8 protein-coding genes and 1 pseudogene are annotated in these 12,855 nt (G+C 72.5%); 5 read left to right on the top strand and 4 right to left on the bottom strand.

All coding sequences use genetic code 11. The features are described from left to right. Nucleotides 1–46: 46 nt before the first annotated feature. Nucleotides 47–2,407, bottom strand: coding sequence for a malto-oligosyltrehalose synthase (gene treY, locus A6P39_RS11370; RefSeq protein ID WP_199840829.1), 2,361 nt, complete (start codon nt 2,405–2,407; stop codon nt 47–49). Nucleotides 2,408–2,488: 81 nt separating this feature from the next. On the opposite strand from treY, the gene A6P39_RS11365 reads away from it, so the two are divergent. Continuing rightward, nucleotides 2,489–2,689 (top strand): hypothetical protein, encoded by a 201-nt coding sequence (locus tag A6P39_RS11365; RefSeq protein WP_067047491.1) that lies wholly within the window; start codon nt 2,489–2,491, stop codon nt 2,687–2,689. Between the two features lie 5 nt (nt 2,690–2,694). Continuing rightward, on the top strand, nt 2,695–2,988 hold the full coding sequence (locus tag A6P39_RS11360) for a hypothetical protein (RefSeq protein WP_067047488.1): 294 nt from the start codon (nt 2,695–2,697) through the stop codon (nt 2,986–2,988). Nucleotides 2,989–3,178: 190 nt separating this feature from the next. Here the strand turns inward: A6P39_RS11360 and glgX are convergent, their stop codons facing one another. Continuing rightward, the gene (gene glgX, locus A6P39_RS11355; protein ID WP_275883844.1) at nt 3,179–5,299 is read right to left on the bottom strand and encodes a glycogen debranching protein GlgX; all 2,121 of its coding nucleotides are present in this window, start codon (nt 5,297–5,299) and stop codon (nt 3,179–3,181) included. Nucleotides 5,300–5,665: 366 nt separating this feature from the next. Here glgX and A6P39_RS11350 point away from each other — a divergent pair, with 366 nt between their 5' ends. Both A6P39_RS11350 and A6P39_RS11345 read left to right on the top strand, forming a co-directional pair. Beyond that, entirely contained in the window at nt 5,666–6,904 is a 1,239-nt protein-coding gene (locus A6P39_RS11350) for an SAV2148 family HEPN domain-containing protein (protein ID WP_079133834.1), read from the top strand. A 101-nt stretch (nt 6,905–7,005) separates the two neighbouring features. Next, nucleotides 7,006–7,755 carry a 3'-5' exonuclease gene (locus A6P39_RS11345; RefSeq protein ID WP_067056141.1) on the top strand — a complete coding sequence of 250 codons (750 nt, stop codon included), beginning with the start codon at nt 7,006–7,008 and terminating at the stop codon, nt 7,753–7,755. A 61-nt stretch (nt 7,756–7,816) separates the two neighbouring features. On the opposite strand, the gene A6P39_RS11340 is transcribed toward A6P39_RS11345, so the two are convergent. Further along, nucleotides 7,817–8,680, bottom strand: coding sequence for a phosphotransferase enzyme family protein (locus A6P39_RS11340; protein ID WP_067056139.1), 864 nt, complete (start codon nt 8,678–8,680; stop codon nt 7,817–7,819). A 167-nt stretch (nt 8,681–8,847) separates the two neighbouring features. Here A6P39_RS11340 and mgt point away from each other — a divergent pair. After that, nucleotides 8,848–10,102, top strand: a pseudogene (gene mgt / locus A6P39_RS11335) (macrolide-inactivating glycosyltransferase). A gap of 207 nt (nt 10,103–10,309) precedes the next feature. On the opposite strand, the gene A6P39_RS11330 reads toward mgt, so the two are convergent. Then, nucleotides 10,310–12,562 carry an MMPL family transporter gene (locus tag A6P39_RS11330; protein WP_107304542.1) on the bottom strand — a complete coding sequence of 751 codons (2,253 nt, stop codon included), beginning with the start codon at nt 12,560–12,562 and terminating at the stop codon, nt 10,310–10,312. Nucleotides 12,563–12,855: the final 293 nt, after the last annotated feature.

Below are 12,855 nucleotides of genomic sequence, written 5' to 3'. Positions count from 1 at the left end.
CCCGCGCACCCCGCCCCACACCCCCGCTGAGCCGCACGGGTGCCTCTCACTCCTCGCCCAGCCGCTCCAGCAACGCCACCGGCAGCCGCTCGAAAAGGTCCGCCACGCGCGCGTGGCCGGTGAACTCCCGTCCCGGTGTGAGCACATCGACCCACCTGCCGGGCGGCAGCGCCAGCCGGGTCTCGCGCCAGCCACCCGCCTCCGCGAGGCGCAGGGAGAGCCGGGTCACCACCGTGACCACCTCGCCCGAGCGGGCGAAGGCCACGCAGTGCCCGGCCGCCGGACCGTCGGCGGGCAGCGGGGTGTACGTCGCCGTCGTACCGAAGGCGGCGGGCCGCCGGGCGCGCAGCCGCAGCGCCGCCGCCGTCAGAGCGTCCTTCTCGCCGGGCGCCTCGGGCGGGAACGCCACCGGCCGCCGGTTGTCCGGGTCCACCAGTGCCCGGTACTCGCCCTCCGTGCCCTGGTACACGTCCGGTACCCCGGGCATCGTCAGATGGACCAGTGCCGTGCCGAGGACGTTGGCCCGGACGTGCGGCTCCAGCGCCTTGCGGAACGCCGCCACACGCCCGCCGGACGGCCCGCACGGCCCGGCGGCGACGAACGCGGCCACCGCCTCCTCGTACGGCGGCTCCTGCTCCGTCCAGCTGGTGTACAGGCCCGCCTCGCGCACATGCTTCAGCAGCGCCTCCTGGACCCGCTCCTCGCCGACGGGCCCCAGCCCGAACACCGTCTGCCAGGCCGCCCACGCCAGCTGCCCGTCCGGCACGCCCTCCTCCGGCAGCGTCACCTCGGCGAGCAGCCTCGTCCACCGCGCGGGGCATTCGGTCAGCACGGCCAGCGCCGCGCGGACGTCGGCGCTGCGCTTGGTGTCGTGCGTGGAGACGACCGTGCCGGTGGCCGGCCAGTCGCGCTGCACGCGCGCGCAGTACGCGTGGAAGTCCTGCGGGGACACTCCCGGCCGCCCGGGATCGCCGCCCACCTCGGCCGCCGACAGCAAGGGCACATAGCGGTAGAACGCCGTGTCCTCCACCGACTTGGCGCGCAGCGCCGACGCGGTCTGCGCGAACCGGGCGCGCAACTCCCCGGCCGCCGGGCCGGACGCCGCCGCGGGCGTCTCCACCAGCAGCCGCCGTACGACGTCCACCGCCCCGGCCTCCTCGGGCACGAGGAAGGCGTGCCGGGCCTCCCGCGCGGCCTCCTCGGTGACGACGGCAGCGGCGTCGCCGGAGGCGTACGGCCGGTACACCCGCATCCGCACCAGCAGCTCCACCAGGGCGGTGCGCAGCGCCCAGGGTGCCCGGTCCCGCAGCCCGAGGTCCGGCGATGACGCGCACAGCCCGGTGGCCACCCGGGTGAGCCGGTCCGTCTCGGCGGCCAGCTCGTGCGTGAGCACCTTGTAGGCGGCCCGGCGCACCGTGGCCGTCCAGTCCCCGCCCCGGTCGGTCTGCGGGGCCGCGAACCGCCGGTAGGCCGCGAGGAGTTCACCGGCACCGGCCCCGTCCGTGAACAGGCCGTCGACCTGGCGCAGGGCGTCGTACCCGGTGGTGCCCGCGACGGGCCAGGACGGCGGCAGGCGCTCGCCGTCGGCGAGGATCTTCTCCACCACCGTCCAGCGCCCGCCGCTCGCCTCGTGCAGCCGCGCGAGATAGCCGTCGGGGTCGGCGAGCCCGTCGGGATGGTCGACCCGCAGCCCGTCCAGCACGCCCTCCGCCAGCAGCTGGAGGATCTTGGCATGGGTGGCGTCGAACACCGCCGGATCCTCCACGCGCACCCCGATCAGCTCCGAGATGCTGAAGAAACGCCGGTAGTTCAGCTCGGTGCGGGCCAGCCGCCACCACACCAGGCGGTACCACTGGGCGTCCAGCAGCTCCGGCAGCGGCAGCTGCCCGGTGCCCGCGCGGAGCGGGAACGCGTGCTCGTGGTAGCGCAGCACGTCGCCGTCGGCCACCAGCTGCTCGCGCTGCGCGCCGACCGGTCCGCCGAGCACCGGCAGCAGCACCCGCCCGCCCTGCGCCTCCCAGTCGATGTCGAACCAGCGCGCGTACGGCGAGGCGGGCCCCTCGCGCAGCACCTCCCACAGGGCGTGGTTGTGCCGGGGCGCCATCGCCATGTGGTTCGGCACGATGTCCGCCACCAGGCCCAGACCGTGCTCCCGCGCGGTGCGCGCCAGCGCCCGCAGTCCCTCCTCGCCGCCCAGTTCCTCGCGCACGCGCGCGTGGTCCACGACGTCGTAGCCGTGTGTGGAACCGGGCACGGCCTCGAGGACGGGGGACAGATGCACGTGCGAGACGCCGAGCGACGCCAGGTACGGCACCGCCGCCGCGGCGGCGGCGAACGGGAACGCGGGCTGGAGCTGCAGCCGGTAGGTGGCCGTGGGCACCCCCGGTCCGGGTCGCGCAGACGTCATGGAATCCTACGTACCCAGCCCGCCCGGTTTCGTGTCATCGGTCCCTGCACGCACTCACGCGCGCGTACCTACGTTCGGGCGATGGGGACAACGGGGAAGCCGGACCGGCACCGCACGCGGGACACCTACCGCCAGGTGATCGCGCTCACCGGGCCGCTGCTGCCGTGCGTGTCGTTCCTGGGGCGGCTGCCGACGGCGACCGTCCAGTTCGGCAGCGTGCTGCTCGTCGCCCGGACGAGCGACTCGCTGTCCGCCGCGGGACCGCCTACGCGCCGCACCTGATCACGGTGTTCGGGCTCACCGAACGCGCGGTGCCGCCCACCAGGCTCGCCGAGGCGATGGCGGTCGCCACCAGCGCCCTGGTCGGCGGCCAGGCCCTCTCGGTCGCCGTGACCGGCCGCCTCACCGAGTCCTACGGCCCCCGCGCCGCCTTCGCGGTGGTGAGCACGGCAGCCGCGCTCACCTTCGTCATCGCCCTGACGGCCCGCACGACGACGCACGCCGCACGGGCCGGACACGCCCCGCACGCGCGCGTGCCGGACGATCCGGCCCGAACGGCGTCCCGGGGCGACAGAGGCTAGTGCCCCAACAGGCAACGTTCGCCCCGTCGCGACGCCCGGCACGCTCCCCCAGCCTTCGGCCGGGAGGTGCCCCCAATCGCCGCATCGCCCCGGAAGCCCAAGTACGTCCAGTACGAGGGCATCCGGCCGGCACACCGAGAGCACGCACCGGACGCCGCTCCTTGACGGGCAAACGTTGCCTGCCGGGGCACTAGGCCGGCCGCTGGAGCACCGTCAGGCTGCGGTCCGGCAGGGTGATCCGGTCGCCCGCGCCGACCTTCGCCCCGCCTCCCGGCGGCACCCCGTCCGCGTGGGCCGTGTCGACCACGACCTGCCACTGCCGGCCGTGGTCGACCGGCACCAGGAACTCCAGCGGCCCGGGGGAGGCGTTGAACATCAGCAGGAACGAGTCGTCCGTGACGCGTTCCCCGCGCGGGCCGGGCTCGGAGATGGCGTTGCCGTTGAGGAACACCGTCAGCGCGGACGCCCGCGCGGAGTCCCAGTCCCGCTGGGTCATCTCGCCGCCCTCCGGGGTGAACCAGGCGATGTCGGACAGCGCGTCGTGCGTGCCCTCCACCGGCCGCCCGTGGAAGAAGCGCCGCCGCCGCAGCACCGGGTGGTCCCGCCGCAGCCACACCATCGCGCGCGTGAACTCCAGCAGCTCGCCGCCCGCCTCGCTCGCGGCGTCGGGCCACTGCACCCACGCCAGCTCGTTGTCCTGGCAGTAGGCGTTGTTGTTGCCGCGCTGGGTGCGGGCGAACTCGTCGCCGTGGCTGATCATCGGCACCCCCTGCGACAGCATCAGCGTGGCGACGAAGTTGCGCATCTGCCGGCCGCGCAGCGCGAGCACGTCCGGGTCGTCGCTCTCGCCCTCCGCCCCGCAGTTCCACGACCGGTTGTGGCTCTCGCCGTCCCGGTTGTTCTCGCCGTTGGCCTGGTTGTGCTTGTGGTCGTACGAGACGAGGTCGTGCAGGGTGAAGCCGTCGTGGCAGGTGACGAAGTTGATCGAGGCGAGCGGGCGGCGGCCGTCGTCCTGGTACAGGTCGGAGGAGCCGGTCAGCCGGGAGGCGAACTCCGCGAGCGTGCGCGGCTCGCCCCGCCACAGGTCCCGTACCGTGTCGCGGTACTTGCCGTTCCACTCCGTCCACAACGGCGGGAAGTTGCCCACCTGGTAGCCGCCCTCGCCCACGTCCCACGGCTCGGCGATCAGCTTGACCTGCGAGACCACCGGGTCCTGCTGCACCAGGTCGAAGAACGACGACAGCCGGTCCACCTCGTGGAACTGCCGGGCCAGGGTGGCCGCGAGATCGAAGCGGAAACCGTCGACGTGCATCTCGGTGACCCAGTACCGCAGCGAGTCCATGATCAGCTGGAGCACGTGCGGGGACCGCATGAGCAGCGAGTTCCCGGTGCCCGTCGTGTCCGTGTAGTAGCGCGGATCATCGGCGAGCCGGTAGTACGACGGGTTGTCGATGCCCTTGAAGGACAGCGTCGGACCCAGATGGTTGCCCTCGGCCGTGTGGTTGTAGACGACGTCCAGGATGACCTCGATCCCGGCCTCGTGCAGCGCCCGGACCGCCGACTTGAACTCCAGGACCTGCTGGCCGCGGTCGCCCCAGGAGGCGTACGCGTTGTGCGGGGCGAAGAAGCCGATGGTGTTGTAGCCCCAGTAGTTGTTCAGGCCCAGGTCGACCAGCCGGTGGTCGTTGACGAACTGGTGGACGGGCATCAGCTCCAGGGCCGTGACGCCCAGCTCGGTCAGGTGCTCGATGATGACGGGGTGCGCGAGCGCCGCGTACGTGCCGCGCAGCTCCTCCGGCAGCTCCGGGTGACGCATGGTGAGACCCTTGACGTGGGCCTCGTAGATGACCGTGTGGTGGTACTCGGTGCGCGGCGGCCGGTCGTCGGCCCAGTCGAAGTACGGGTTGATCACCACCGACGTCATGGTGTGCGGCGCCGAGTCCAGGTCGTTGCGCCGTTCCGGGGCGCCGAAGTGGTAGCCGTACACCTCCTCGCCCCACCGGACCGAGCCGCTGACCGCCTTCGCGTACGGGTCGAGCAGCAGCTTCGCGGAGTTGCAGCGCAGTCCGCGCGCGGGGTCGTACGGACCGTGCACCCGGAATCCGTAGCGCTGCCCCGGCATCACGCCCGGCACGTACGCGTGCCGCACGAACGCGTCGCTCTCGCGCAGTTCCACCGCCGTCTCCGAGCCGTCGTCGTGCAGCAGACACAGCTCTACTCGGTCCGCGGCCTCCGTGAAGACCGCGAAGTTGGTTCCGGCGCCGTCGTAGGTGGCGCCGAGCGGATACGCCTCTCCAGGCCAGACCTGCATGGAGACGACTCTGACAGGTGCGCCGCCCGCCCGGGGCCGCCTCGGCCACCGAGTCTCCCGAAAGTGACGAAACCTCCCCGGCCCCGGGAGCGGTCCCCGCCTCCAGCCGGCACCTGCCGAGGCGCCGCTCACCAGCCCTGACGGACCGTCGGCGGGAACCGGCCGGCACCCCATGGACCGCGGGCGCTATGAATCCGCTCACTCCGCGTGATCCGGCCACGCGAAACCGCCGCGGACACGGGCCGAGTTGAGGAAAACAGTTGGACAACCGACCTGTCCATCCTGCTGCACCGCCGACCGCTCCCGGAGTACCCTTCCTTGATCGTTGAGACAGTGAAGGCCCCGGGGGCGGAAGGCGGTGCACGGGTGGGCTCGGGAGGGCTGGAGCTGCCCCCTGGTGACGAGGGTCACGAGGGGAACTCCACAGACGTCCCGCCCGGCGCGGTGTCCCTGGCCCGGCCGATGGACGCGGGGTCCATCGGGCCGGAGCTGGACTGGGACGCCGACGCCTGGCGCGAGGTGCGCACCCGCGCCCAGCGGGCCGGCCGGGCCTACATCTGGCTGAACCTCGTCGAGCAGCGGCTGCGCACGGTCGTGGCCGCCGTCCTGCGCCCCATCTACGAACCCGTCCACGGGGACGACTGGGTGGTCGCCGCGGCCGGCCCGGCCGGGCAGGAGTGGGTGCAGCGCGCGGTCGCCGTACGCGAAGTGAGCCGCCGCAAGGGCTACTTGCTCGACCCGGCCGACGACAACGTGCTCAGCTTCCTGACACTGCCCCAGCTGCGCGAGCTGATGGTGCAGCACTGGCCGTGCTTCGAACCGTACTTCGACGAGCGACGCGATCTCGAGCTGGCCCTGGACGAGCTGGAGGTGACCCGCAACGTCGTCTCCCGCAACCGCGCCCTGTCCGAGGCGGTCCTCAGCCAGGCCGAGCGGGCCTCGGCGCGACTCCTGGAGATGCTCGGCGCGGGCGGTGACGTCCCCTCCGCGCGCCGGCTGCCCGTCGACGCGGTCGAGGACCTGGTCGGCGACCGGTACGCCGACGTGGTCGCCGTCCACCCCGACCGGGTGCGGCTCATGCGCCAGTTCCCGGCCGAGGACCTCTTCGCCGGTGCCCGGCGCCTCGACGCCATCGGCATCGGCCTCAACCTGCTGGTGCAGAACTTCTCCGGCCGCCGCCTGATGCGCCTGGCCGAGTCCGGCTGCCGGGTACGGCTGCTGTTCCTCAACCCGGCCTCCAGCGCGGTCAAGCGCCGTGAGCGGGAACTGGGCATGAAACGGGGCGAGCTGAGCCGCTCGGTCGAGATGAACATCCTGCACATGCGCCGGGTGCGCTCCCGGCTGCGCGACCCGGGAGCCTTCGAGATCCAGGTGTACGACGAGACGCCCCGCTTCACCGCCTACCTGGTGGACGGCGACGGCGCCGACGGCATCGCCGTGGTCCAGTCCTATCTGCGTGGTGCGCGGGGGATGGAATCGCCGGTGCTGGTGCTGCGCAACGGCAACAAGCTGGTCAAGTCGCACGATGCGAGCGAAGTCGGGCTTTTCCCGACATATCGTGAGGAATTCGAGCTGACTTGGGCCGATTCGCGCCCCGTGTCCTGAACTGTCCCTCCAGGCAAGCGGAATGCCGTCCTCGGATTGTCAGTGCCGCGTGCGAGGGTGGAGGCCACTGGGGGACAGCACCACCGAGAAGGGGGGCCGCCATGGGCTGGCACCGTGAGCTGCTGATCGGCTTCGACCTGGAGACGACCGGCACGGATCCGCACGAGGCGCGTATCGTCACCGGCGCGGTGATAGAGGTCAGGGCCGCCGAGCCCGTGGGGCGCAGGGAATGGCTGGCCGACCCGGGCGTGGAGATCCCGGCGGACGCGGTCGCGGTGCACGGCATCAGCACCGAACGCGCGACGGCCGAGGGCCGGCCCGCCGACCAGGTGGCCGACGCCCTGGCCGAGACCCTCACCGGGTACTGGAAGGCGGGCGTCCCGGTCGTCGCCTACAACGCGGCCTTCGACCTCACCCTGCTCTCCGCCGAGCTGCGCCGGCACGGCCTGCCGTCCCTCTCCGACCGGCTGGGCGGCGCCCCGCCCGCCCCGGTCGTCGACCCGTACACGATCGACCGCTGGGCCGAGCGCTACCGCCGCGGCAAGCGGAACCTGGAAGCGGTCTGCGCCGAGTACGGCGTGGTCCTCGAGACGGCCCACGACGCCGCGTCGGACGCCCTTGCCGCGGCGCGCCTGGCCGGCGCGATAGCCGACCGCCACCCGAAGATCGCGTCCCTGAGCCCGGCGGAGCTGCACCACCGCCAGATCCAGTGGTACGCGGACTGGGCGGCGGACTTCCAGGCGTTCCTGCGCCGCAAGGGGGACACGGGGGCGGTGGTCGACGGCACGTGGCCCATGCGGGAGCCGGCGGGGGACGGGTCCGCGCAGACCGCGGGCGCCAGATCCGCATAGCCGCGGGCGGTCGTACCGCCGGGGCGGCGGGGCCAAGCACAGAACAAGCCGGTGGAGCCCCTCAGAAGGGATACCACCGCACCGTCTCGTCCCCGTCCCGCAACGACGCCACCCGGCGCCGGAACTCGGCCAGGGCCTTCGGATTGCTCGGCGCATGCTGGGCCACCCAGGCGCAGCTGGCCGTCTCCCGCGCGCCGCGCAGCACCGCACAGCCCGCCCACTCGCGCACGTCCCACCCGTAGGCCTCGGTGAAGGAGTCGTACGCCTCGGCGGGCAGACCGTACCGGTCGCGGGAGAGGGCCATCACCACCAGGTCGTGCTCGCGCAGATCCGCCGAGAAGGTCTCGAGGTCGACGAGGACCGGCCCGTCCGGCCCAATGTGCACATTGCGGGGCAGCGCGTCGCCATGGATGGGCCCCGGCTGCAGATGGGGCGTCAGCGCGGCCGCGGCCGCCGCGAAACCGTCCCGGCGCTCACGGAGGCAGGCCGCGTCCTCGGGGTCGATCGCGTCGCCCGCGAGCCGCAGCCAGCGCTCGACGCCACCCAGCAGCTCGCGGGGCGGCAATGTGAAAGGAGGGGAGGGCAGTGCGTGCACCAGCCGCAGCAGCTCCGCCAGATCGCGCGGCTCGGCGGGCCGTACCGGCTCCGGCAGCCGGTGCCACACGGTCACCGGGTGCCCTTCGACCAGCCGCGGTCTCGGCTCGGCCGCCCGTACCGCCGGCACGCCCGCTCCGGCCAGCCAGCCGGCGATGTCCAGCTCGCGCCGGGCCCGCTCCAGCAGTTCGGCGTCGCGCCCCACCTTCACCACCAGGTCACCGGCGGCGAACACCGCGTTCTCGCCGAGGGCGAGGAGCCGGGCGTTGCCGGCCGGTCCCGGCAGCACTCCCGCCGCGGCCAGTACGTCCCGTGCCCGTGCCTCGTCCATCGTGCCTCCGTGCCTCCGTGCGCTCGGATCTGCCCGCCGCCAGTCTCGCATTCGCACAGGTCGGGCGGTGTGCGAGGGTCCGTGACGAGGCATGGACCTCAACCGGTTCCTCGCCCTGCCGGCCCTGATCCCCGTCCTGCTGTTCAGCGTGGGTCCGCCGCTGGGCGCTGCGGAATATCACTTTGAACGAGACGTCTCGTCTCGTCTACGGTGGACGCCATGACCACTCGCTCCCACATCGCCATGTTCTCCATCGCCGCGCACGGCCATGTGAACCCCAGCCTGGAGGTGATCCGCGAACTCGTCGCCCGGGGTCACCGGGTCACGTACGCCATTCCGCCGGTGTTCGCCGACAAGGTGGCGGCCACGGGTGCCCGGCCCGTGCCGTACACCTCCACGCTGCCCGGACCCGACGCGGACCCGGAGGCGTGGGGGAGCACGCTGCTGGACAACGTGGAGCCGTTCCTGGCCGACGCGATCCAGGCGCTGCCGCAGCTCATCGAGGCGTACACCGGCGACGAGCCCGACCTCGTCCTGCACGACATCGCCTCCTACCCGGCCCGTGTGCTGGCCCACCGCTGGGGAGTCCCGGCGGTCTCCCTCTCGCCGAACCTCGTCGCCTGGGAGGGGTACGAGGAGGAGGTGTTCGAGCCGATGTGGGCCGAGCCGAGGAAGACCGAACGCGGGCAGGCCTACGAGGCACGGTTCGCGTCCTGGCTGGCCGAGAACGGGATCACCGGACGATGGGACTCCTTCATCGGCCCGACCCGCTCGATCGTGCTCATTCCCAAGGCCCTCCAGCCGCACGCCGACCGGGTCGACGAGAGCGTCCACACCTTTGTCGGTGCCTGTCAGGGCGACCGTGCCGATCAGGGCGGCTGGCAGCGGCCGGCCGGTGCCGACAAGGTCGCGCTGGTGTCCCTGGGTTCGGCCTTCACCAAGCAGCCCGGGTTCTACCGCGAGTGTGTCCGCGCCTTCGGGGACCTGCCCGGATGGCATCTGGTCCTCCAGGTCGGCCGCCATGTGTCCGCCGCCGAGTTGGGCGACGTACCCGGCAACGTCGAAGTTCACAGCTGGGTGCCGCAGTTGGCGATCCTGCAGCAGGCCGACCTGTTCGTCACCCACGCGGGCGCGGGTGGCAGCCAGGAGGGCCTCGCCACCGCCACACCGATGATCGCCGTACCGCAGGCCGTCGACCAGTTCGGCAACGCCGACATGCTCGAGGGCCTCGGCGTCGCCCGCCGGCTGGACACCGAGGAGGCCACCGCCGACCGTCTCCGCGAGACCGCCCTCGCCCTGGTGGACGACCCCGAGGTGGCCCGCCGCCTGAAGACGATCCGGACCGGTATGGCCGAGGAGGGCGGCACCCGCCGGGCGGCGGACCTCATCGAGGCGGAGCTGCCCCGGCACGGCCGCGAGTGAGAAGAGCCGACAGAGGGCCCGCCGACACCCCGGTGCCGACGGACCCCCTTGACTGAAACGAGATCGGGCGGTCCCCCGTCGGCGGACCGGTATCAGGCGAACGTCCCTCAATGGACCGGCATCTGACGGCCCGCCGACGGGATCCGGTATCAGGCGAACCCCCGTCGGCGGGCCGGTATCAGGCCGGCCCGCGTCGGTGGTGCGGGATCAGACCGGCAGGCGCTCGTCCTGCTCGCGTGCGGGGTGCGTGGCGGGCGGCTGCTGCGGCTCGTCGTGGGTGAGGTCGGGCAGCCGGTGCAGCCACTTCGGCAGGTACCAGTTGCGCTCGCCGAGCAGCGCCATCACGGCCGGCAGCAGTACCCCGCGGATGACGGTGGCGTCGATGAGGACCGCCGCGGCCAGGCCCACGCCCATCTGCTTCATGGACTGCATCGACAGCGTGCCGAAGATCGCGAACACGGCGACCATGATGACCGCGGCACTGGTGACGACGCCGGCCGTGGTGACCACGCCGTGCCGGATCGCGTCCCGCGTGTCCAGGCCGCGCGTGCGGGCCTCGCGGATGCGGGAGACGACGAACACGTGGTAGTCCATCGACAGCCCGAACAGGATCACGAACAGGAACAACGGCAGCCAGGTCACGATCGCGCCGACGCCCTGCGCGCCGACCAGCGAGGCACCCCAGCCGTGCTGGAAGACCGCGACGAGGATGCCGTAGGCCGCGCCCACCGACAGCAGGTTGAGCACGATCGAGGTGATCGCGACGGTCAGTGAGCGGAACGACAGCAGCATCAGCAGGAAGGCGAAGGCGACCACGAACGCGAAGACCGGGGCGACGGAACCGAGCAGCTGGTCGTTGAAGTCGTGGTTGCCGGCGACCTGTCCGGTGACCGGCGCCTGCAGGCCGTCGACCTTGCCGAGCGTCGCGGGCCGTACCTCGTCGCGCAGGATGCCGAGGCTCGCGACCGCCTTGTCCATGTCGGAGCCGCCGACCAGCGGTACGGAGACCAGGGCCACGTTCCGCGTGCCGTACACCCGGATGTCGACCGGGCCGCGTGAGGCACCCGAGGTGATCGCCCGCTGCTTGAAGTCGGCCAGCGCCTGCCGTACTTCGGGGGCGCCGATGTCCTTGGCCTTGACGACGACCTGGGCCGGCTCGCTGCCGCCGGGGAAGGCGTCGTTGACGCGGTCGTAGGTCTGCACGATGGGCAGCGACTTGCCGAACTCCTGGTCCAGGGTGAGCTGCTGGGTCTTCATGCCGAGCGCGGGCGCTGCGATCGCCAGCAGTGTGCCGGCCGCCACGGCGACCGAGACCAGCGGCCTGGCCAGTACGGCGCGCAGGACGGCCGACCAGAACCGGCTGCCCTCGCCCGCGCCGTGCCGGCGGCGCCGACGGGCGAGGAACGGGATCCGGCCCTTCTCCACGCGCTCGCCGAGCAGCGAAAGGAGCGCGGGCAGTACGGTGACCGACCCGACCATGGCGACCGCGACCACCATCAGCGAGGCCAGGCCCATGGCCTCGAACTCGGCGAGCCCGGTGAACAGCATGCCCGCCATCGCCACGCACACCGTGACCCCGGAGACGATGACCGCCCGGCCGCTGGTGGCGGCGGCGATCCTGAGCGCGGTGGCCGCGTCGCGCCCGGCGGCCCGCTCCTCGCGCTCACGGCGCAGGTAGAACAGGCAGTAGTCGACGCCGACGGCCATACCGACCAGCAGCATCACGGAGTTGGCGGTGTCGCTCATCGGCTGCAGATGACTGACCACGCCCATCAGGCCCATCGTCGCCATGATGGCGGTGACCGCGAGCCCGACCGGCAGCAGCGCGGCCACCAGCGCGCCGAACGCGATCAGCAGGATGCCGAGGGCCACCGGCACCGCCGAGTACTCCGCCTGCTTGAAATCGTCGCCGAACGCGTCCTTGTACTGCTTCTGCATGCTGGCGGCGCCGATCTCCTCGATCCGCAGACCGCTGTGCCGCTTCTGCACCCCGGCGACGGCGTCCAGCACCGGCTCGACCCGGTCGACGGCCGTCTTGGCGTCGCCCCGCATGTCGAACTGCACCAGCGCGCTGCGGCCGTCCCGGGAGATGGTGTGCGTGGTGTACGGGGAGGTCACGCCGGTGACCTTGCCGGTTGCTCCGACGGCCCTCACCACCTCGGTGACGGCCGCCCGGAAGTCGCCGCCGGTCGCCGTCTGGCCACTGTCCTTCGACTGGATCAGGACGGTCTCGCCGGCCGGCTGCTTGATGCCCGCGTCGTCGATGATCCGCGCGGCGGTGTGCGTCTCGCCCTTGAGCTGGTCGCCCTCGTTCACGTCGACCCGGCCCGCCGCCGAGCCGAGTCCCAGTGCCAGAACGACGAACAGCACCCATATGCCGACGGCCGCCCAGCGGTGCCGGGCGCTCCAGCCGCCCGCGCGGGCGGCCAGCCCCCGCACCCGCACCTGTGTGTTCCCCATGACGGGTCTGCCCCCTCGTGTGCGGTGGCGGCCCCCTGCCGCCACCTGTGCCCTTGCTCCGTATCGACTGTATGGGCCGGGTAAAGACGTCTCGTCGTACTGCCCGGTGAAGTGCGCGTCCCGCCTCTCCGCACTGGGGAGGACGACGGCCCCTTACACCTATCGGGGCATCTCGGGGACACGCCTCGGGGTGGCCGCGAGGCCACGGTCTACGGTCGGGGCCTTCCGCCGGGACGAGGGATGTCCGTTCCGCCGCCAGCGCGCCAGTTTGTGATTACAAAAGCTTGTTGAAC

It is taken from the genome of Streptomyces sp. FXJ1.172, from assembly GCF_001636945.3.
GTDB lineage: Bacteria > Actinomycetota > Actinomycetes > Streptomycetales > Streptomycetaceae > Streptomyces.
The sequence above is the reverse complement of the archived record's forward strand: the minus strand, read 5'-3'. Positions and strand labels throughout refer to the sequence as shown.

Excerpts from the sequence above, each read along its gene's own strand:
- glgX (WP_275883844.1), bottom strand. The coding sequence starts at position 5,299 with ATGCAGGTCTGGCCTGGAGAGGCGTATCCGCTCGGCGCCACCTACGAC.
- A6P39_RS11340 (WP_067056139.1), bottom strand. The coding sequence starts at position 8,680 with ATGGACGAGGCACGGGCACGGGACGTACTGGCCGCGGCGGGAGTGCTG.
- A6P39_RS11345 (WP_067056141.1), top strand. The coding sequence starts at position 7,006 with ATGGGCTGGCACCGTGAGCTGCTGATCGGCTTCGACCTGGAGACGACC.
- A6P39_RS11365 (WP_067047491.1), top strand. The coding sequence starts at position 2,489 with ATGGGGACAACGGGGAAGCCGGACCGGCACCGCACGCGGGACACCTAC.
- A6P39_RS11330 (WP_107304542.1), bottom strand. The coding sequence starts at position 12,562 with ATGGGGAACACACAGGTGCGGGTGCGGGGGCTGGCCGCCCGCGCGGGC.
- treY (WP_199840829.1), bottom strand. The coding sequence starts at position 2,407 with ATGACGTCTGCGCGACCCGGACCGGGGGTGCCCACGGCCACCTACCGG.